15 protein-coding genes are annotated in these 19,738 nt (G+C 72.4%); 7 read left to right on the top strand and 8 right to left on the bottom strand.

Features of this window, described 5'->3' with window-relative positions; translation table 11 throughout:
- Positions 1-8: 8 nt before the first annotated feature.
- The gene (locus tag ABD339_RS14105) at positions 9-1,169 is read left to right on the top strand and encodes an NAD(P)/FAD-dependent oxidoreductase (protein ID WP_344565870.1); all 1,161 of its coding nucleotides are present in this window, start codon (positions 9-11) and stop codon (positions 1,167-1,169) included.
- Positions 1,170-1,253: 84 nt separating this feature from the next.
- Here the strand turns inward: ABD339_RS14105 and ABD339_RS14110 are convergent, their stop codons facing one another.
- Positions 1,254-2,588, bottom strand: a complete 1,335-nt coding sequence (locus ABD339_RS14110) for a PP2C family protein-serine/threonine phosphatase (protein ID WP_344565872.1) — start codon at positions 2,586-2,588, stop codon at positions 1,254-1,256.
- 234 nt (positions 2,589-2,822) lie between these two features.
- Here ABD339_RS14110 and ABD339_RS14115 point away from each other — a divergent pair, with 234 nt between their 5' ends.
- The gene (locus ABD339_RS14115; RefSeq protein WP_344565874.1) at positions 2,823-3,920 is read left to right on the top strand and encodes a DMT family transporter; all 1,098 of its coding nucleotides are present in this window, start codon (positions 2,823-2,825) and stop codon (positions 3,918-3,920) included.
- A gap of 7 nt (positions 3,921-3,927) precedes the next feature.
- On the opposite strand, the gene bla is transcribed toward ABD339_RS14115, so the two are convergent.
- Together bla and ABD339_RS14125 are read right to left on the bottom strand one after the other, a co-directional pair.
- Positions 3,928-4,875, bottom strand: a complete 948-nt coding sequence (gene bla, locus ABD339_RS14120; RefSeq protein ID WP_344565876.1) for a class A beta-lactamase — start codon at positions 4,873-4,875, stop codon at positions 3,928-3,930.
- Positions 4,876-5,082: 207 nt separating this feature from the next.
- Positions 5,083-6,714 (bottom strand): penicillin-binding transpeptidase domain-containing protein, encoded by a 1,632-nt coding sequence (locus ABD339_RS14125; RefSeq protein ID WP_344566129.1) that lies wholly within the window; start codon positions 6,712-6,714, stop codon positions 5,083-5,085.
- A 132-nt stretch (positions 6,715-6,846) separates the two neighbouring features.
- Between ABD339_RS14125 and ABD339_RS14130 the strand changes: the two genes are divergently transcribed.
- Positions 6,847-7,725 carry a LysR family transcriptional regulator gene (locus ABD339_RS14130; RefSeq protein ID WP_344565878.1) on the top strand — a complete coding sequence of 293 codons (879 nt, stop codon included), beginning with the start codon at positions 6,847-6,849 and terminating at the stop codon, positions 7,723-7,725.
- Positions 7,722-8,636, top strand: a complete 915-nt coding sequence (locus tag ABD339_RS14135) for a serine hydrolase (protein WP_344565880.1) — start codon at positions 7,722-7,724, stop codon at positions 8,634-8,636. The genes ABD339_RS14130 and ABD339_RS14135 overlap by 4 nt, the downstream gene beginning before the upstream one ends.
- A 36-nt stretch (positions 8,637-8,672) precedes the next feature.
- Here the strand turns inward: ABD339_RS14135 and ABD339_RS14140 are convergent, their stop codons facing one another.
- On the bottom strand, positions 8,673-9,593 hold the full coding sequence (locus ABD339_RS14140) for an MBL fold metallo-hydrolase (RefSeq protein WP_344565882.1): 921 nt from the start codon (positions 9,591-9,593) through the stop codon (positions 8,673-8,675).
- A gap of 96 nt (positions 9,594-9,689) precedes the next feature.
- Between ABD339_RS14140 and ABD339_RS14145 the strand changes: the two genes are divergently transcribed.
- The 3 genes from ABD339_RS14145 to ABD339_RS14155 all read left to right on the top strand — a co-directional run bounded on the left by ABD339_RS14145 (position 9,690) and on the right by ABD339_RS14155 (position 12,042).
- Positions 9,690-9,950, top strand: a complete 261-nt coding sequence (locus tag ABD339_RS14145; RefSeq protein ID WP_344565885.1) for a hypothetical protein — start codon at positions 9,690-9,692, stop codon at positions 9,948-9,950.
- The gene (locus ABD339_RS14150; RefSeq protein WP_344565887.1) at positions 9,937-11,352 is read left to right on the top strand and encodes an amidase; all 1,416 of its coding nucleotides are present in this window, start codon (positions 9,937-9,939) and stop codon (positions 11,350-11,352) included. The genes ABD339_RS14145 and ABD339_RS14150 overlap by 14 nt, the downstream gene beginning before the upstream one ends.
- A gap of 117 nt (positions 11,353-11,469) precedes the next feature.
- Positions 11,470-12,042, top strand: a complete 573-nt coding sequence (locus ABD339_RS14155) for a TetR/AcrR family transcriptional regulator (RefSeq protein ID WP_344565889.1) — start codon at positions 11,470-11,472, stop codon at positions 12,040-12,042.
- On the opposite strand, the gene ABD339_RS14160 is transcribed toward ABD339_RS14155, so the two are convergent.
- The 4 genes from ABD339_RS14160 to ABD339_RS14175 form a co-directional block, all read right to left on the bottom strand.
- Positions 12,018-13,286 carry an acyltransferase family protein gene (locus tag ABD339_RS14160; RefSeq protein WP_425575979.1) on the bottom strand — a complete coding sequence of 423 codons (1,269 nt, stop codon included), beginning with the start codon at positions 13,284-13,286 and terminating at the stop codon, positions 12,018-12,020. The genes ABD339_RS14155 and ABD339_RS14160 overlap by 25 nt on opposite strands.
- Positions 13,287-13,477: 191 nt before the next feature.
- Positions 13,478-16,159 carry a CDP-glycerol glycerophosphotransferase family protein gene (locus ABD339_RS14165; RefSeq protein WP_344565891.1) on the bottom strand — a complete coding sequence of 894 codons (2,682 nt, stop codon included), beginning with the start codon at positions 16,157-16,159 and terminating at the stop codon, positions 13,478-13,480.
- Positions 16,152-17,972, bottom strand: coding sequence for a CDP-glycerol glycerophosphotransferase family protein (locus tag ABD339_RS14170; protein WP_344565893.1), 1,821 nt, complete (start codon positions 17,970-17,972; stop codon positions 16,152-16,154). Before ABD339_RS14170 ends, ABD339_RS14165 begins: the two co-directional genes overlap by 8 nt.
- Positions 17,969-19,618, bottom strand: a complete 1,650-nt coding sequence (locus tag ABD339_RS14175) for an SDR family NAD(P)-dependent oxidoreductase (protein ID WP_344565895.1) — start codon at positions 19,616-19,618, stop codon at positions 17,969-17,971. Before ABD339_RS14175 ends, ABD339_RS14170 begins: the two co-directional genes overlap by 4 nt.
- Between the last annotated feature and the right edge of the window lie 120 nt (positions 19,619-19,738).

Below are 19,738 nucleotides of genomic sequence, written 5' to 3' on the forward strand. Positions count from 1 at the left end.
ACACGCCCATGCGAGTCGCGATCGTCGGACTGGGAATCATCGGCGCGAGCACCGCCAGAGCGCTGACGCTCGCCGACGCCCACGTCACGGTGTTCGAGCGCACGGCACCCGGCGCCGGCACCACCGGAACCTCGTTCGCCTGGATCAACTCCCACAAGAAGAACCCTCTCGCCTACCACGAACTCAACGTCGCGGGCGTCCGCGAACACGAGGCACTGGGGGAGGAGGGCGGCGACTGGTTCTTCCCCGCCGGAAACCTGGAGTGGGCACACGGACCCGACATGGCGAGCCTCACCGCGGATGTCGAGGGACTCCTGGGCCGCGGCTACCCGGTGGAGTGGATCTCCCCCCGGCGCGCCGGGGAACTCGTCCCCGACCTGCGCATGCCGCCCGGCGTGCGGGACGTCGCCTGGTACCCGAAGGAGGGCTACGTCCTGCCTGCCGCGCTGCTGGCCCGGCTGTGGGGCGAGGCCAGGGACCTCGGCGCCGAACTGCGCTGCCCCGCACAGGTCACCGGGGTCACCGACGAGGGCGGCGGCGCGAGCGTGACGCTGTCCAGCGGCGCCACCGAGCACTTCGACACGGTCGTGCTCGCGGCGGGCCGCTGGAGCGAAGCACTGGCGGCCTCCTGCGGGCTGCCGCTGCCCATGGCCGACCCGGAGGCCGCCGGTTCGGCCACCGTCGGCCTCCTCGGCTACACCGTGCCGCTGCCCGCCCGCGTCGGCCGCGTCCTGACGACGCCCGAGCTGAACGTACGGCCCGACGGCGGCGGGCGGCTCGTGATCCAGGGGCTGGACCTCGACGCCGACGCGGACCCCGCCAACGTCCCGTCCCCCGAGGGCGAGCACGCCCGGGAACTGTGCGCCCGGCTGCGCACCCTGGTGGCCGGCACCGAGGCCGCGCGCCTGGAATCCCTGCGCGTCGGCCAGCGCGCCATGCCGGCCGACGGCCGGACCGTCGCTGGATACGGCGCGGCCGGAGGCGTCTACGCGCTCGCCACCCACAGCGGCATCACCCTCGGCCCCCTGCTCGGCAGGCTCGCGGCGCAGGAGATCGTCTCCCAGCGGACGAGCCCCCTGCTGGCCGGGTTCCGGCCCGGCCGGTTCGCGGGCGTCGCCAAGGAATCCCTGGCCCCGCTCGCCCCGGCCCGCTTCGCCGGACAGCAGTAGGGGACGCGAGCCCCGGCCGCCCGGCCCCTCCACCCGGGGGCCCCGGCCTCACGGGCAGGGCGGCGGGGCGTTCCCACAGCCGGCTCACACCGGCGGTCGCTCCGCCGTCTCGAGGGAGGTGCCCCACGTCGAGGGCAGCACCTCCGGGGTGGCCGAGCGCGCCGGCAGCCCCGTGAAGGACTCCACATCGGCCAGGGGGTACGGGGTCGGCCCGTGCCACTCGATCAGCATCACGCTGGCATCGTCGCGCAACTGGCCCCGGTGGTAGCGCAGATGGTGCCGCACCAGACGGCGCAGGGTCTCGGGCGCCGGCAGCGAGTCGCTGTGATGCCGGGTGAGAAAGTCGGTGAAGTGTGTCAGCCCGAACTCCTCGCCGTCCGGATTGCGGGCCTCGGTGAACCCGTCGGTGTACACCAACAACCGGTCCTCGGGCTCCAGTTGTTCCACACACACCGTGTCCGCCAAGCCCAGATCGGTCCCCATCGGCGGGGTGGCCTCGCCGGACAGGGGGACTACGGTGCGCCCGCCCCGGATGACGACCGGCGTCGGGTGCCCGCGGTTCACCCAGCGCAGCTCCCCGGTGTTCGAATTCAGCTCGCCCAGGAATCCGGTGGCGTAGCGCTCTCCGCCGAACTGCTCCACCAACGCCTTTTCCACGGCCCGCGGCGCCTCTTCGAGGGGGCCGCCCTGGCGCCGGTGGTTGCGGCAGGCGGCCACGGCCAGGTTCGCGGTCAGCCCGGCGGCCGTGTCGTGCCCCATCGCGTCGAAGAGGTCCAGATGCACCGTGTCGGCGGCCATCGCGTAGTCGAACGCGTCCCCGCTGACCTCGTAGGCGGGCTCCATCAGCGCGCTGATCAGCACCCGGTCGGTGGCCATCGTGCGCGGCGGCGTCAAACGCCACTCCATCTCGGCGGCCACGTTCATACGGCGGCGCCGCACCAGCCGGGAGTAGGAGTCGCTCGCCGCGCGCTTGCTGACGAGGAGCAGCGCCACCAGACCCGCCAGGTTCCGCAGTGACTCCTCCCCGCCCTCCCGCCCCTCGCCGCCCCCGCCCGCCTCCTCCGTCATGCGGAGCACGCCCATGCGCTCGGTTCCGTCGACCAGCGGCACCCACCACTCGGCCGTCGGCCCGGAGGAGGCGGCGAGGACCTGCCCCAGCTGGAAGGCCCGGCCGGCCACCGTCCCTTCGACGGCCAGCTCCTCCGGGCCCTCCTGCGCCAGCCGCCCCGCGTCCGGTCCCTGTCCGGTCAGCAGGAACAGCGCGTCCTCCTGGAGATCGGCCAGATAGATGAGGACCTGCGACCAGCCGGCCCGCGCCGCGTGCTCGGCGACCACCGAGGGCACCTGCTCCAGCAGCACCACATGGCTCGCCGCGATGAGATCGCCCAGCACCCGTCGCCGGGCTTCGGCGCTGCTCATACAGGCCCCTCTCACGTACCGGACGGTGCGACCGCGTGCGGCGCCACCACGCTCTGGCACCCCGAACGTCTCACACGGCCCGGCCGAAACCCCCGCACCGGCCCACGCGTCGGCCGAATACCCCTCGCAACGCCCGCCGGGCGGCCGAGCGACGGTCCGGGCCCCTCTCCGCCGGGGTGTGGCCGGCGCTCCACCGTTCAAGACGGGCGGGATACGAACCGTCAGAGTCGGGCCATGCCAAGGCAGAAGGGCGTACACAGCCCCTACTTTTCGCTGTCCGTCACCATGGTGCTGTGGGGGAGTGCCTTCTCCAGTTCCAAGTCCGTGGTGGAGCAGGTTCCGCACTCGGTGGCCGCCCTGCTGCGGTTCGGAGGCGCGGCCCTCGCGCTGCTCGTCGCCCTCGCGCTCTTCGGCGGCGGCATCGGCGCTACGGGCGGGGCCCGCACCGGGCGGGGCGGCGGCCGCCCGAAGACCTCGCCCCGGGTGGCCGGCCGCGCCGCCCTGGCCGGGGTCTTGGGGGTCTTCGCGTACAACGGCTTCTTCTTCTGGGGTCTCTCGCTCGCGCCCTCCCTGGATGCCGGCATCCTCATTCCCGTCATGAGCCCCGTCCTCACCAGCCTCCTGCTGCTGGTCACCGGGAGGGAGCGGGCCTCGGGGATACGCGTGGCCGGGCTCGGGCTGGGGCTGGCCGGGGCCGCGCTCTTCTTCGCCGGGGCGGGCGGCAGCACACACGGCGACGTGTCGCGGCTGGCCGGGGATGCCCTCTTCCTGCTCAGCGCGGTGTGCTGGGCCGCCTATACGCTCGCCGGGCGGCGGGTACTGTCCGGCATCGACCCGCTTCGGGCCACCACGTATGCCACCTGCGCGGGAGCGGTACTGCTGGCCGCACTGGCGGCGCCCGACCTCCCGCGCGTGGAGTGGGGCGAGCTGCCGCCGGGCCTGTGGCTGAACGCGGCCTACCTGGCCCTGGGTGCCGCGGCCGTCGCCAACCTTCTGTACTTCCGGGGAGTGGGGGCAGTGGGCCCGGCTTCGGCCTCCTTGATGATGTTCACCGTTCCCGTGGTCAACACCGTGTGCGGCACCCTGTTCCTGGGCGAGACCTTCGGGGCCGTGCAGGCGGCGGGGGCGCTGGTGCTGCTGGCGGGGGCCGTGCTCGCCGCGCTCCAGGGCCGCCTCACCCGCCGCGCCGCCGCACCGCGGCTACCCGTACGGGAACACCCCGCACGCGAGCGCCCCGCAGGGGAACGAGCGCGCCCCGGACAGCGGGAGCAGTCCGGGGCGCGGCCGTTGTCCGGGGAGCGGGAGGGCGCGGAGGGCACCGCGCGGCAGTGACGCGGTGTCAGGTCAGTTCGCCGGCCACCAGCGCGGCTGCCTTGGCCACCAGCGGGTTGTCCGTCGGGCCCTTCGGGTCGAACTTCGTCGAGAGGACCGACAGCACCAGCGGGGCGCGCCCGGGAGGCTGGACGACACCCACGTCGTTGGCGACACCGTACTGCTCGCCGCCGCCGGTCTTGTCCGCCAGGACCCAGTCGTCGGGCAGCCCCGCGCGGAAGCGCTCGCCGTTGGTGGTGTTCGCCACCAGCCAGCCCGTCAGCCGCTTGCGGTCCCCGGCCCGCAGCGCGCTCCCGACGATGAGGCGTCCGAACGTCCTGCCGATGGCGCCGGGGCTGGTGGTGTCCGTGACGCGGTCGGGCTCGGCCGAGTTCAAGGCCGGCTCCCAGCGGTCGAGCCGCGTGGTCGTGTCGCCCAGCGAGCGGCAGAAGCGGGTGATCCCCGTCGGCCCGTCCAGCTCGCGCAGCAGGAGGTTGCCCGCGCCGTTGTCGCTCTCGCTGACGGCGGCGGCGCACAGCTCGGCGCCGGTCATGCCGCCTGCGATGTTCTCCGGCTTGCCGGTGACCGGGATGTAGCCGGCGTCCTTGACGAACTTCTCGGTGTAGTGGATGCGCTTGGTGAGGAATTCCCCGTCGCGATCGACGTCCCGCAGGACGGCCGCCGCGGCGAGCGCCTTGAACACCGAGCACATCGGGAAGCGCTCCCCGGCGCGGTACGCGACGGTCGCGCCCGTGCCGGTGTCCAGGGCGAAGACGCCCAGCCGGGCGGCGTACTGCTTCTCAAGTGCCCGCAGCCGCCCGGAGATCCCCTCCGCCGCCGGGGCTTTCGCCGTGGAGGTCGAGGCGTAGGCGGCGCCCCCCGCCGGCAGCAGGGCGGCCATTGTCGCACCGGCGCCGAGGGTCATGAGGGTCCGGCGGGAGGGAGGAGCTTGGGTCAGACGCACGGTCGGCCTCATCTCTGGTCTCTCTTGTCACGCTGATCGCACTGGTTGCTGTTGTCACGTTTGGCGCAGGTGTGCCGCGTTCTCCGGCCGCTTCCGGTCCCCGGCGCGCCAAGCCGCGCCGGGGACCGGACCCTCCCACGGCATAGCTCTCCCCACGGTGTGGCGGGGTGCGGCAGGCGGGAGGGGAGGGGCCCGGCGGGGTGCGGCGCTTGCGTGTGCCTACTTGCCGAGGTTCTTCAGGAACTTCGCCGCCACCGGCCCCGCGTCCGAGCCGCCGGAGCCGCCGTCCTCCAGGAGCACCGACCAGGCGAGCTGGGAGTCTTCCTGATAGCCGATCATCCAGGCGTGGGTGCGCGGGGGCTTGTCCGTGCCGAACTCGGCGGTGCCCGTCTTGGCGTGCGGTCCGCCCGGCAGGTTCTTCAACGCCTTCCCGGAACCCTTGGTCACCACCGAGCGCATCATGGTGCGCAGGTCGGCCACGGTCTGCGGCTCCAGCTTCTTGGGGGCGCTGTACTTCTTGCGCACCTGGTCCGGCACCAGGACGGGCTGCTGGAACGAGCCGTTCTTGACGGTGCCCGCCACGGACGCCATCACCAGCGGGGACGCCTCCACCCGGCCCTGGCCGATGACGGAGACGGCCTTGTCGCCGTCGCTGGTGTTGTCCGGGACGCTGCCGTCGAAGGTGCTGGCGCCCACGTCCCACTTGCCGCCGATGCCGAACGCCTGCGCGGTCGTCCGCAGCGTGGAGTCCGACAGCTTCTTCCTGGACCCGATGAAGAAGGTGTTGCAGGACTGCGCGAAGTCGTCCTCGAACTTCGTGCCCTGGGGCAGGCTGAACTGGCCCTGGTTCTCCAGGCGGCGTCCTTCGACGTTCACGAACTTCGGGCAGGCGCCCGGGTCGGCGGGGCGCATGCCCTTCTCCAGGAGCGCCGCCGAGGTGACGACCTTGAAGGTGGAGCCGGGCGGGTAGCGGCCCTCCAGCGCCCGGTTCATACCGCCGGGCTGGTTGGCGGCGGCGAGGATGTGCCCGGTGCGCGGATCGACGGCGACGAGCGCCGCGTTCTTCTTGACCCCCGACAGCGCGTCGGCGGCGGCCTTCTGGACTCGGGGGTCGATGGTCGTACGCACCGGCTTGCCCTTGGCGCGCTTCGCGGCCGTCAGCTTCTTCACGGCCTTCCCGCTGTTGCGGTCCGCGACCACCACGGACTTGCGGGCGCCCTTGCCGCCGGAGAGGCGGTCGTCGTAGCGGGCCTGGAGGCCCGAGGTGCCCTTGCCGCTCGACGGGTCCACCGAGCCGGTCACCGAGGCGGCCTGGAGTTCGTGGCCCTTGCTGTCGAGGATCTTCCCCCGGGCGCCCTTGCCGGAGAGGGCCAGGGTCTGGCCCGGCCGCAGCTTCGGGTGGACCATCGGGGAGGAGAACATCACGGTCCACTTGCCCGCGCGCTCGCGCAGCCGGGCCTCCGAGTCCCAGTCATAGGTGCCGACGCCGGGAATGCGCATGTTCACCGTGAAGGGCACCCGCACCTCATCGCCCTTGCGCTCGCCGTCCCCAGCGGTGATCTCTGTCTTGGCGGGGTCGAGGTTCGTCATCACCGAGTCGAGAAGTGACTCGGCGTCACCCGGGCTGTCGGTGTACGAAGCGGCCCGCCGCGCCTTGCCCGTCTCCCAGGCCCCCAGGAACGGCTCAAGACGCTCCTTCGCCGCGCTCACCTCCGGGTCCGTGCCACCGCCGAGAAACCGGAAGGCGGCGTAGCCGCCGCCCGCGACGAGCAGAACGAGGACGAGGACGCCCCATATCCACCGCCGGCCGCGTCCGGAGCGGGCGAGTACGGACCGTATTTGGTCGTCCATGAGCGACAAGGCGTCCTCCTTCGATGTGCCGGGAGCCGATCACAGTCAAAGCGGCGATACACCCGCATGTCGAATACACTCTCGACGTCGGAGCGATTCGAACTGCATATTCACGCACGTCAGGGGAGCGTTTTGCTCACCGAAAGGCACCTGGAAATCTTTGTCGCGCTCGCGGAGGAGGAGCACTTCGGCGCCGCCGCGCAGCGCGTGGGCATCACACAGCCACCACTGTCCCAGGGGTTGCGCCGGCTGGAAACCCTGCTGGGCGTCCGCCTCTTCGACCGTTCCCGGGGCGTCACCCTCACCGACGAGGGCCTGTTGCTGCTGCCGCACGCGCGCCGCGCACTGGCCGCGCTCACCGAACTGCGGGAGACCGGGGCCCGCGAGCGGGCCGACGGCCGACGGCTGCGGCTCGGGCTCGCGCCCGAAGTGCCCGCCTGGGTCGCGGCGGCCGTCGCGGCGGCCCCGGCCCGCGCCGGGGAGCGCACCCGGCTCTCCGTCACCACGGCGCCGACCGCCACGCTGCTGTCGGAGACCGCGGCCGGGCGGCTCGATCTCGCCGTCATCCGGCACCCCGCCGTACTGCCCGGACTGGCCGCCGGCCCGGTGGAGCTGTTCCCCACCTGGCTTCTCACCCCCGCGGACTCCCAGGCCGGGCCCGGGCCCAGGGGGAGCGGCAGCGGCCTGCCCGTCGCCGTACGCCCGCGCGAAGAGGCGCCCGCAGCGCACGACCTGTTCGTGGACACGCTGGCCAGCCGGGGGCGCCGGGTGGAGACCGTCGTCGTCTCCGACGAACGCGCGGGGCTCGCCCTGGTGGCGGCGGGCCAGGCGGCGCTGGTGACCGCCGACACCACGCTGACCGCCGAGGGCATCGAGCGCGCCCCGGCCACCGACCCGCCGCTGCCCCTGCGGCTGCGGGTGGTGTGGGACGGCCGGCGGCAGAACGACGAGGAGACGCAGCGGACGGCACAGCTGTTGGTGGACGCCCTGGCCGCGCAGGTGGCCGAGTGAGCGGGGCCGGACGGGAGAGCGGCGCCCAGCGGGCGATCCGCGGCATGTTCGCCGACGCCGGGGTCCGCGGCTGGCTGCACGTGGCCGAACTGTCCCGCCCGGAGGCGTGTGTGACGGTCGATCCCGACGAGGCCGTGCCCGTGGGCTCCATCTACAAGGTGCCGCTGATGGTCACCTTCTGCCGGCTGGCGGACGCCGGGGAGATCGACCCGGTCGAGCGGGTCACGCTCGGCCCGGCCGACCGGATGCCGGGGCCGACCGGCATCTCCGTCCTGCGGGACCCGGTCACCCTCTCGCTGCGCGACCTGGTCGTCCTCATGATGACCATCTCCGACAACACCGCCGCCGATGCCGTGCTGCGCCGGGTCGGCACCGCGGCGGTCGATGCGGTGTGCCAGGACCTGGGCATGCCGGACACCCGCGTACTGGGCGGGGCTGCCACCACGTTCGAGCAGTTGGTGACGGAGACCGGGGCCGAGTCGCTGAGCGCCGCGATGCGGCGCATGGCGGACAACGACGCCACGGTCCCCGCCGTCGTCTACCAGCCCTGGTCCAAGGCGTCCACCACGCCCGCCGACATGTCCCGGCTGCTGCGGGCGATCTGGACCGGTGCGGCGGCCTCCGAGCGGAGCTGCGTGTTCATGCGCGAGACCCTGGGCAGACAGGCGTGGTCGCACCGGCTCGCCTCCGGGTTCCCCTACGACGATGTGACCGTCTTCGGGAAGACCGGCACGTTCGGGTCGATGCGTCACGAGGCCGGGGTGGTCGAGCTGGCCGACGGCAGTGGCTATACCGCCGTGGTCTTCACGCAGGCGGCGCGCGCGGACAGCAAACTGCCGCGTGCGGACGCCGTCATCGGCGCGGCGGCGCGCGCTGCCGTGGAGGAGCTGCGCGGAACCGAGGGCACCTGACCCGGCGGGGGTGGCGGGTGGCGGGTGCCTCCCCGCTCACTCGCCGGCGGGGCTCCCGGCGGGCACGGTGCCCGCGACGGGCTCGAAGCGGTAGCCGCTGCCCTCGGGGACGACCAGCCCGGCGGTCGGCGGTGGGAAGTGGCTGCCCAGGAGCAGGACCTCGGTACCGGCGACCCGGGCGAGCAGCTCCCGCCGGCTGCGCTCGGCGAGCGCCGGGTCGATGTCCACGCAGCTGGTGATGCCGGGGTGCGGCAGCTGTACGGGGTGGTGGACGCAGTCCCCGGTGATGACGGCCGACCGGCCCGCGCTGCCGAGTTCGACGGCGATCTGGCCCGGGGTGTGTCCCGGCGTCGGCAACAGGCGTACGCCGGGTGCCACTTCGGTACCGTCCTCCGGCACATCGACCACATCCAGCAGGCCCGCGTCGCGCACCGGGTGGACCGAGTCGCGGAACATCTGCTGCCGGGGCTCTTCCAGGTCCGCGGACGCCCAGTGGTCCCACTCGGCACGCGAGGTCAGATAGCGGGCGTTGGGGAAGGTGGGCACCCAGGCGGTTTCCCCGTCGCCGGAGTCCTCGGCGCGGGTGTTCCAGCCGACGTGGTCGGTGTGCAGATGGGTCAGGACGACCAGATCGACGGACTCGGGCGGGAAGCCGGCCTCGGTGAGCCGCTGGAGATAGTCGGTGTCGAGGTCGTGCCAGGCGGGGTTGGCGCGGCTCTTGCCGTTGCCGATGCCGGTGTCCACGAGGATGCGCCGCCCGTTCACGGTGAAGGCGAAGCTGTGGCTGGCGAGGCGGAGTACGCCGTCGGGCTCGGCGAAGTGCGGCTGGAGCCAGGGCAGGCGGTCCACCAGGTCGGGGGTGGCTTCGGGCAGTAGCCAGGGGCCGGTCTGCGGAGGGAGCGCGACTTCGTCGATGCGGTGGACGAGCAGGTCGCCCACGGTCCAGGTCTGGGTCATGCCCGGGATCCCTTCTAAAGCGATTCTTTTGCGTTAACGGCACCGTAGGCCGTACGGTGCCGTTAACGCAAACATTCCGCTTTAAGGAAGTGCACCATGACGACCCCGGACCTCTCCCCGGCCGAGAGCGCCCGCTGGGCGCTGCGCGCCGGCGTACCCCTCGACGCCGGACGCCACGAGGCGGTCGCCGCCACGGCCAACCACATCCACGGCGTCCTCGCGGCCCTGCGGAACCTGGACCTGGGCGAGACCGTCCCGGCCGCCGCCTACCACGCCGTCCCCGCCACGGCCGCGACCGCGCACACCGGGAACGAGACCGGCACCGGGACGAAGGAGGCCGGCCATGCAGCCGTATGAGCTGACGCTCGCCGAGGCCGCCAGGGCGATCCACGGCGGAGAACTCTCCCCGGTGGAGCTGACCGACTCCGTCCTCGGCCGCATCGACGAGGTGGAACCGCGCCTGGGGGCCTACGTCGCGGTGACCGCGGACGCCGCGCGCCGCGCCGCCGCCGGGGCCGAGCGCGACATCGCGGCGGGCGGCCACCGGGGCCCGCTGCACGGCATCCCGATGGGACTCAAGGACCTCATCGATGTCGCGGGCCTGCCGACCACCGCCGGCTCCCAGGTGCGCGAGGGCCACATGGCCGTCGAGGCCAGCGCCGTCGCCACCCGGCTCCAGGACGCGGGCGCGATCTTGCTGGGCAAGACCCACACCCACGAGTTCGCCTTCGGGCTGACGACACCGCAGACCCGCAACGCGTGGGCCCCCGACCGCGTCGCCGGCGGCTCCAGCGGTGGCTCGGCGGTCGCCGTCGCCGCCGGCGAGGCCACCTTCGCGCTGGGCACCGACACCGGCGGCTCCATCCGGGTCCCCGCGGCGCTCAACGGCGTGGTGGGCCTCAAGCCGACCTACGGCCTGGTCCCCCGGCACGGGGTGACCTCCCTGTCCTGGTCCCTGGACCACGTCGGCCCCCTCACCCGCACCGTCGAGGACGCCGGGCTCGTCCTCGGCGCCATCGCCGGGTACGACCCCCGCGACCCCGCCTCGCTGAGCGGCCCCCCGGCACTCGGCGCGCGCCGCGCGGGGCAGGGGCTGGCCGGGGTCCGGGTCGGCGTCCCGCGCAACTACTACTTCGAGCGGATCGCGCCCGAGGTGGAGAAGGCGGTCCGCGACGCCATCGAGCGCCTGCGCGAGCTGGGTGCCGAATTGGTCGGCATCGACATCCCGATGACCGAGTACATCCAGGCCGCCCACTGGGGCCTCATGGTGCCCGAGGCCACCGCCTACCACGAGGACACCCTGCGCACCTCCCCCGAGCGGTACGCCCCCGACGTCCGCGTCCTGCTCGAAGCCGGTGCGCTCATCCCGGCGGGCGACTACCTGCGCGCGCAGCGCGCCAGGACACTCATGCGGGAGGCGTGGAGCGGCCTGTTCGACGAGGTGGACGTCATCGCCGCACCCACGGTCACCTCGACCGCGGCGCGCAGCGACCAGCCGAGCGTGAGCTGGCCGGACGGCTCCGAGGAGAGCGTGAGCGACACCTATGTCCGGCTCTCCGCCCCCGCGAACGTGACCGGCGTCCCCGCGCTCACCCTTCCCGTCGGCCTCGACGGCGCCGGGCTGCCTGTCGGCATGCAGCTGATCGGCAGACCGCTCGGCGAGGCCACGCTCCTGGACGTCGGCGGGGCCTACGAGGCGACCCGGGGAGAGGCGGCAGTACGGGGAGGAATGTCCGCGCTCGCCCCGGCCGAGGGGTGAGCGGCCCGACCGTATGAGGGGGCGGTGGGGAGGGCGCGCGGGCGGTGGGGCCGGCGAGGGTGCAGCCCGACAGCGGGATCTGTTCTTCCGGCAATAATTTTGCATTAAGGTGAGGCTATGAGCCCCAGACCGGCAGTCCGTCCCGGAGGGCGCAGCGCGCGTGTCCAGGAGTCCGTGCACGCGGCGGTGCGCGAACTCGAGGCCGAAGCAGGCCGCGACGCCCTCACCGTCCCCCTTGTCGCCGCCCGCGCGGGCGTCACCCCCTCGACGATCTACCGCCGCTGGGGAGACCTCCAGGAATTGCTGGGTGACGTCGCCGTGGAGCGGCTGCGGCCCGAGTCGGACCCCGCCGACCTCGGCAGCGTGCGGGAGGACATCGAACACTGGGCCGTCGACTTCCTGGAGGAGATGTCCTCCCCGGCCGGCCGCTCCTACATCCGCGACGCCCTCGCTGGCGATCCGGACGGCAGCAACGCCGGGCGCTGCTCGGCCTACGCCGTGGAACAGATCGAGATCATTCTCGGCCGGGCCGAGCGGCGGAAGGAGATCGCCCCGGCCCTCGACGTCCTGGTGGACCATGTCGTGGCGCCGATGATGTACCGCATCCTCTTCCGCCCCGGGCTCATGGAGGCGCAGTACGCGCGCGACCTGGTCACCGCCGTCTTCTACCGCTTCTTGCCGCTGCCCTGAACCCCGGCCCGAAGGCGCGGATTCCGGTCCGGGCCGCCGTCCGGGCCGGCCTTTTCCCGGGCGGCCCCTTCCCGGCCCCGGCTCCGCGTCCGATCGCGGTCCCGGTCGCGGAAGAGCCAGTCCATGCGGGGCTCGACCACGAAGTGCAAGGCGGCGCGGACCGCCGGGGTGCACAAGAGGGTGACCACGGCCACCGCGATCGCCGTGACGGCCACCATGCCCAGCGGGGTGCGGACCCACTCCGGGTCGTACCAGCCCCACCAGCGGCTGCCCTTGACCAGGAACCCGTGGAGGAGGAAACCGTAGAGCGTGCCGGTACCCAGCGCCGTACACCACAGGCGCCGCCCCGGTACCCAGGCCAGGAAACAGGCGCTCAGCACCAGGGCGCAGGCCGCCATCGCCAGCGACATCATCACGCCCGTGGACGCCGAGGCGTCGAGGTCCTGCGCCGGGTCGCGGAGGTAGAGCCACTGGTGGTTCATCCGCGGCGCCAGCCAGTACGCGAACACCAGGGCGCCCAGCAGCACCGGCAGTGCCCACAGCCGGGCTGAGCGCCGCCGCACCAGCGCGAAGTGCTCCGGGCGCAGCTTCAGCCCCAGCACGAAGAACGGCATGAACCGCAGCACCCGCTGCAACTCCAGATCATCGCCCACCATCGGCGACACCGAGACGATGACGGCGATCACCATCGACACCGTCACCGGCCACCGCAGGCGCTCCCACACCGGCGTGAGCAGCCGCCAGATGCACAGCGCCAGCAGGAACCACGTCAGGAACCAGGGCTCGAAGTAGTTCAGTTCGAAGTCCGGGTCATCCGCCCAGCGCCGGAAGAGCACATAGGCGGTCTGGAAGACCACATACGGCACCGCCACCCCGGCCACCAGCCGCTGGACCCTGCGCGGCGTCAGCGTGAAGCCGCGCGAGAAGTAGCCGGAGATCATGATGAACGCCGGCATGTGGAAGGCGTACACGAACAGGTACAGCGCGGTGGCGGCCCGGCTGTCGTCCCAGAACGGCTCCCAGGAGTGGGCTGCGGCCACCAGCACGATCGCCAGGTACTTCGCGTTGTCGAAGTACGGCTCCCGCAGCGTGCCGCCCGCGCCCCGCCCGGCCGGACGCCCCGCAGGGCGCCCCGCCGGACTCCGCTCGCCCGCCCCGCCGGACGCGGTGGCCGGGTCCGCACCGGTCCGCTCCCGCTCCGCGGCCCGGTCCCGGACCACCGCGGGAGGCAGCGGTACCCTCACTGCCGCCCCAGGGGGGTGTCTGACACATGCGCGCGGCGTCGCGGTGTCTGGCACACACTCCCCCGAGCTCTCCGAGCAGGGAGGGGTCGCCAGCGGCGTTGCCGCAACGCCCAAGTGGCTCCGCCACGAGGACGCTCCGGCGCCTTGCGATCGCACGCACCGGACGCCGCTCCTTCTCCCACGCCCATGAGTCAGACGCCTCCCAGCTCCAGCATGCGGTCCACGACCCGGGCGGTGGCGAGCCCGTCGGAGGGCTCACAGAAGTCCCGGACGAAGTCCGCATACCGGTCCTTGTGGGCGTCGGCCACGGTGTCGATGTCGCGGATGGAGGCGATGAGTTCCCCGCTCGTCTTGATCAGGGGGCCCGGGGCCCGCTCGGTGAAGTCGAAGTAGAACCCGCGCAGGGTGTCGCGGTAGTGCTCCAGGTCGTAGGTGAAGAAGAGCATCGGACGGCCCGAGTGCGCGAAGTCGAACAGTACGGAGGAGTAGTCGGTGATCAGGACATCGGCCAGCAGATACAGCTCGGCGATGTCCGGGTAGCCCGATACGTCGTAGACGAACCCCTCACCCGCGCCCGGAATGGCGTCCAGGATCTTCGGATGCTTGCGGAAGAGGAAGACGTGGTCCTCTCCCAGCTCCCGCTCGGCGGCGGCCAGATCGATCTGGAGGTCGAGCTTGAAGCGCTGCCCGCCGTGCCGCTGGTCATCCCGCCAGGTCGGCGCGTACAGCACCACCTTCTTGCCCTCGGGAATGCCGAGCGTCTCGCGCACCTTGGCCGCCACGGCGACCCGCTCCGGCGAGTGGAACATGTCGTTGCGCGGGTAGCCCGACTCCAGCACCTCGCCCTCGGCGCAGAAGGCACGCTTCATGATCGGTGTGGAGAAGGCGTTGGGGGAGACCGTGATGTCGAACTGCCGGAAGCGGTGCGGCAGGGACGCGATGTAGGCCGGGTTGGCCTTGGGCGTGCCCAGCAGGTCGGCGCCGATCTTCTTCAGCGGGGTGCCGTGCCAGGTCTGCACGACCGTCTGCCCCTCCCGCTTGGTGTACCAGTCGCCCAGCCCCACGTTCGTGACCACGTACCGGCTGCGGGCCAGCGCCTCGTACCACTCCTTCGAGTGCCACTCCAGCGCGGTGACCCCCTCCGGCAGCCGCACCTGGCCGTCCGAGACGGACCACAGGTGCTCCACCTCCACGCCCCGGCGCACCAGTTCCTCGTAGACGGCGCGCGGGGAGTCGGAGAACTGCTTGCCGCCGAAGCTGTTGTAGAAGACGGCCTCGCGCAGCGGCAGCTCCTTCTGCCGGGGGGTGAACTCGGTCCGCAGCACATGCTGTCGGTAGGCGCCTCGCTCGTCCTCGCCCAGCGGGGAGAGGGCTTCGAGGTAGATGCGGTCGAAGTAGCGCCGCTGGATCCGGTAGCCGCGAGGCCCCTCGTAGTGCTCCAGCGGGAGCCGCCCCACCAGGTCGGCGCGCAGCTTGACCGGCACGTCCCGCCGGTGCGTGGTGACACCCTCGGCGCGGAAGGAGAAGTACCAGCGGCCCTTGCGCAGCGGCAGCGTCACACCAGGCTCGTAGGTCGCCATCTCCAGCGGCCGGACCTCGGCGGAAAAGCGCCGCGTCTGCGGGTCGAAGCTCAGCGGGAGGTGCTTCTCCTCGTGCTGGCCGCCGTGCCGCAGCACCAGCTTCGCCCCTTCGCCGGGGCCCGTGTAGACGCCCTCCAGCAGCAGCGTGCCCTCCGGCGTCCAGGACAGGGAGTCCACCACCGGCTGGCGGGCCCGGTCGTGCATCTTCAGCAGGCCGGGGCCGTCCGTGGTGAGCGCCACCTCCCGGCCGCCGGGCAGCTCGTAGGCGCCGGCGGCGAAGTCCCGGGAGACGTTGGCGCGCCGCTTGCTGCCGTCGGGCAGCAGCACATGGCAGTGCCAGTCGTGGGTCTTGCCGTGCGGGCTCTCCACCTCCTGCAGCCGCGCCATCGGCACCCGGACCGTGCCGTCCTCGGCCACGGTGTAGTGGTGCTCGCCGATCTGGAGCTTGGTGACGTTCGCCGCGTGCCGGCGCACCGTCAGCTCCAGTACGGAGCCGTCCTGCCGGTGACCGGTGATCTCCGCGGGCAGCGCGTCGAAGGTGATCTGGAGCCGCCCCTTGGAGTCGAACCCGGCCACCAGACGCCTGCCCTCGGTGGTGTGCTGCACCTGGGTGTGGCCGCCGGAGCCGACGACGTTCTTCACCAGCTGCGCCCCGTGCGGCCCGCCCGGGCCCGGCAGGACGAGACCGATATGGCAGACGCCGGGCTTGCCGCCGCCCGGCAGCTTCGCGGGGTCGAGGAGGAACTCGAACCCGGACCAGTCGTAGCAGTGCAGCGCCTGCTTGGACGCCGCGGTCGCCTCCGGCATCCGCACCGAGCGGACGGTGAAGGGCACCCGGCGCCGGCTGCCCTTGCGCCAGGCCAGGCCGATCCTCGGCAGCCGGGGCCGCTCGGCCACCGGCACATTGGCCAGGTAGGCCCAGCCGCGCACCAGCAGCCGCCCGTCCTCCTGCCACTCCAGCTCCGTCAGCTTCGTACGCACCGGCAGGTCCTCGGCGCCGCGCAGCGGCACCTGCCCCACGCCGGGGAAGATGGCGCGGGCCCGGCGCAGTCCGCGCACCTGGAAGCCGCCGGGGTGCTCGCGCTGGTAGCGCAGCAGCGTCACCACCTCATCCAGCCGGCCCTCACGCACCAGCGTCCAGGCGAGCCGCTCGGGCGGCGCGAGCCGCTCGGGGCCGCCCGCCGCGCTCCAGTGGGCGCGCGCCGAGGTGAGGAAGGCGGCGCGCTCCTCCTCGTTCGCCTCGGGCAAGTAGCGCAGGCCGCGGGCGAGTTCTTCGGGGATCGTGTCAGTCATGCGTCACGGACTCCAGGTTGCGCAGGCCCGCCTTCGTGGCCAGCTCCTTGACGGCCAGCTCGAAGCGGGCCAGGGGGTCGCTGCCGGTGGGGCCCAGCAGGTAGGTCTTCAACTCGGTGCGTGCGGCGGCCAGCGGGTCGGCGGCGGGATCGCGCAGGGCGGCCAGGAGTTGGCTGATGCCGTTGGCCTGGTTGTCCAGGATGACGGCGGCCCGCACCGCCGTGTTCTGCCGCCGGAACTCCTCCGCGCCCAGCTCGGCGGAGTCGGTGACCGCGTAGGGGCGTCCGCTGGCGATCCAGTCCGAGACGACGGATGAGATGTCGGAGATGAGCGCGTCCGACATGTTGAAGCAGTCGTACAGCTTCGGTTCGGGACCGGTGATCACCTGGTGGTCGCCGCCGGCCGCGTGGATCAGCGCGGTGACCTGCTCGTGCGCCTCGCGGGCACGCGGCGAGCGGGTGCCGGTGAAGGGATGCGGTTTGTACATCACGCGCACCGGGTCGGGCGACTGGAGCAGGGCGCGCACGATGTGCTCCCCGGCCAGGATCAGCGAGGTGTTGCCCGGATCGTCGGTCCACCCCTCCCAGGTCGGCGCGTACAGCACGGTGGGGGCGGTCGGGGCGGAGCCCTGGCGCGGCAGCGGTCCGCTGGCCACGGGGGCGAGCTGGGGGCGGCCCACCTCGACGATGTCCTCGTCGCGGACCCCGACGTTGGCCATCGCGTACCGGTCCCGGCCGGCCCGCCCGGCGGTCCACACCTCGTCGTAGACCTTGCTGTACGGGTTGACGCTGGCGATCTTGTCGCTGTCGCCGTGACCGACGAAGACGTGCTTCATGGTCGGCTCGCGCAGCAGGTGGATGTTCTTGCCGACATTCGCCGGATACAGCGCCACCCGCAGCATGGACAGGTCGAAATTCATCAGGTGCACGGCGGAGGGCACACAGGCGACCGGCACGGTCGTCGGGGCCAGGGTCTCCAGCGTGTGGCGCTCGCGCAGCAGCACCAGCGGGCGCAGCCCCCGGCGCGCCAGGTCCTCCATGGTCTCCAGCCACATCGAGACCTGGTAGGTGGACTCGGGCGAACCGGAGAAGTACAGCACCGTGTCCGGCTGGTGCTCGGCCAGCCAGCCGTCGAACCACTCCAGCACCTTCTCGCGGCGCGGCGGCAGCTTGCCCCGGCGCAGATACGCCGCGAGCGCCAGCACATACAAGGCGGCCAGCCCGAGAGTGACACCGATACCGGCGTACGCGACCCCCGCGGGCGCGCCCGCCGCCGCGGCCAGCACCCCGGCCACCGCGAACAGATCCAGGTGCTGCATCTTCTCCGCGCCCCTGTTCAGCAGCAGTTGGGGCGGGGGAGCGGGCACACCGAGCCGGGTCAGGTCGATGTTGAGGGTGGCCACCGGCAGCCGGTGCCGGTTGCGCAGCAGCGTGGAGAGCGCGCTGTGCGGCACCTGGAGCCCGTGGAAGGCGACGAAGCAGCTGATCGCGGCCAGGGCGGTGCTGTCGGACAAGTTGAGCCGGGTCAGCAGCAGCACCAGCATCAGGTGCCGCAGCAGGAACCGGACACCCAGGCCCGCGCGCGCCTTCGCCATTCTGCTCAGCAGGTAGCTGGAGCGGCGGTGCAGGAAGTGGTCGGCCAGGTAGGTCGCGGCGCTCACCGCGGCGAAGAGTTCCAGCTGCGCCAGCAGCGCGGCGGCCAGCAGCAGCGGGAAGCCGCACACCAGCACCGCGCCGGCGACCAGCTCCCCGGCGGAGCCGACGCGGGCCGCGCGCAGCAGCCGTTCGCGCCGTTCTTCGGTCATGCGGATCATGCGACGACCTCGTTCTCGCTGTGCTCGGTGTGCTCGGTGTGCTCGCCGTTCTCGCTCAGCTCTGCGTGCGCGCTCAGCCCCGCGTCGATGCCCCGGCCGCCGGTGCCCCGCCCGGACGCGTCCTGCCCGGCCGCGTCATGACTGTCCTGCCCGTCGATGCCCTCGCTCAGGCTCTCGTCGAGCTGGGCGGCGAGCGCCTTTTCGAACGCGGAGGCCGCGGCGGGGGAGCGGGTGGGGTCCTGCTGGCGGACGTCGATGACGTGGCCCGTCATGGCGGACAGCAGCACATCGAGGGAAGCGTGCGCGACGGCCTCGGAACTCAGCAGCGAGCCGGGAGGCTCCTGTCCGAAGGCGCGGGTGCGCATCGGGGTGGCGGTGCGCTCCGGATTGACACAGTTCACCCGCACCCCGTCCACCGCCCACTCGTCCGCCAGCGCCTGGGTCAGGTTGACCAGGGCCGCCTTGGAGGAGGAGTAGAGGCTGTAGCCGGCCCGGCCCCGGGTGTAGCTGCTGGAGGTGTAGAGCAGCAGGTGGCCGCCGGTCTCGGCGAGGTACTTGTGCGAGGCGCGCGCGATGTGCAGGGGCGCGAGGTAGTTGACCCGCAGGGCCTCCTCCACGGTGGCCAGGTCGGTCTCCGCGAGCTGCCCGACGCGCAGCACCCCGGCGGTGTTGACCACGAAGTCGATGCGGCCGGTCGCGGCGTAGGCCCGCTCCAGTGCTTCGGCCACCTGCTCCGCGTCCTCCACGTGGGTACCGGTGGTGGAGCGGCCGTAGGCGAACACCTGGGCGCCGAATCCCTCGGCGAGCGCGGCGACATCGGCGCCGATGCCGTAGGAGCCGCCGAAGACCACCATCGTCCGCCCCCGCAACGCCTCCGCGTACCCCTCGGCGTCCGACCGCTCGGGTGCCGCGGCCGACGCCAGCTGGAAGAGCTTGTCGGCGAGGAAGACATCGACGGGCTGGGTGACCTTCATGTTGTACTCGTCGCCCGCCACCACGTGGATGGGCACGTCCGGCAGGTAGCGCAGTACCACCGAGCAGTCGTCGGTGGCCTGGAAGTTGGGGTCCAGGGCCGCTATCTCATAGGCGCGGCGGATCGTGGACAGCCGGAACGCCTGCGGGGTCTGGCCCCGGCGCAGCCGCGAGCGGTCCGGCACGTCCGTGATGAACTCCCCGTCCGCACCGTGCCGCCGCGTCACGATGATGGTGTCGGCGGACGGAATGGCCACGTCCACCGCCTGGTAGCGGTCCAGCGCGGCCACGCACTCGCGGATGACGCGCTGGGAGAGCAGGGGGCGCACGGCGTCGTGGAACAGCACGTAGCGCTCTTCCCCCTCGGTCAGCCCCTCGCTCAGTGCGGCGATGGCGTTCTGCGTGGTGGCGTTGCGGTCGGCGCCGCCCTCCAGCACCTGCCGCACCTTGGTCAGTCCGGCTTTCTCGACCAGCTTCTCGACCTCGGGCACGAAGCCGGGCGTCATCAGGACGAGCACGTCATCGACGTCCTCGGCGTGCTCGAACACGGTCAACGTGTGCTCGATCACAGACTTGCCCGCGATTTTCAACAGCTGCTTCGGTATGGACAGACCGACCCGCTGCCCTGTGCCGCCCGCGAGGACGACAGCGGTCGTACGTATCTGAGAAGCCACGAGGAAACCTGCCTTGCGCTATGAGGTCGAGCTTGGGGAGTGAGAAGAAGGCGGCACACAGGGGGTCAACCTGAACCACACGCGTCTTTGATCGGTCGGAAAGGTAAACGGTTGTGGGCA

Origin of the sequence: Streptomyces axinellae, assembly GCF_039532135.1 — a bacterium.
GTDB classification, from domain to species: domain Bacteria; phylum Actinomycetota; class Actinomycetes; order Streptomycetales; family Streptomycetaceae; genus Streptomyces; species Streptomyces axinellae.

Coding starts and splice junctions, on each gene's coding strand:
- ABD339_RS14155 (WP_344565889.1), top strand. CDS start 11,470: ATGAGCCCCAGACCGGCAGTCCGTCCCGGAGGGCGCAGCGCGCGTGTC.
- ABD339_RS14150 (WP_344565887.1), top strand. CDS start 9,937: ATGCAGCCGTATGAGCTGACGCTCGCCGAGGCCGCCAGGGCGATCCAC.
- ABD339_RS14105 (WP_344565870.1), top strand. CDS start 9: ATGCGAGTCGCGATCGTCGGACTGGGAATCATCGGCGCGAGCACCGCC.
- bla (WP_344565876.1), bottom strand. CDS start 4,875: ATGAGGCCGACCGTGCGTCTGACCCAAGCTCCTCCCTCCCGCCGGACC.
- ABD339_RS14170 (WP_344565893.1), bottom strand. CDS start 17,972: ATGATCCGCATGACCGAAGAACGGCGCGAACGGCTGCTGCGCGCGGCC.
- ABD339_RS14145 (WP_344565885.1), top strand. CDS start 9,690: ATGACGACCCCGGACCTCTCCCCGGCCGAGAGCGCCCGCTGGGCGCTG.
- ABD339_RS14165 (WP_344565891.1), bottom strand. CDS start 16,159: ATGACTGACACGATCCCCGAAGAACTCGCCCGCGGCCTGCGCTACTTG.
- ABD339_RS14110 (WP_344565872.1), bottom strand. CDS start 2,588: ATGAGCAGCGCCGAAGCCCGGCGACGGGTGCTGGGCGATCTCATCGCG.
- ABD339_RS14125 (WP_344566129.1), bottom strand. CDS start 6,714: ATGGACGACCAAATACGGTCCGTACTCGCCCGCTCCGGACGCGGCCGG.
- ABD339_RS14115 (WP_344565874.1), top strand. CDS start 2,823: ATGCCAAGGCAGAAGGGCGTACACAGCCCCTACTTTTCGCTGTCCGTC.
- ABD339_RS14140 (WP_344565882.1), bottom strand. CDS start 9,593: ATGACCCAGACCTGGACCGTGGGCGACCTGCTCGTCCACCGCATCGAC.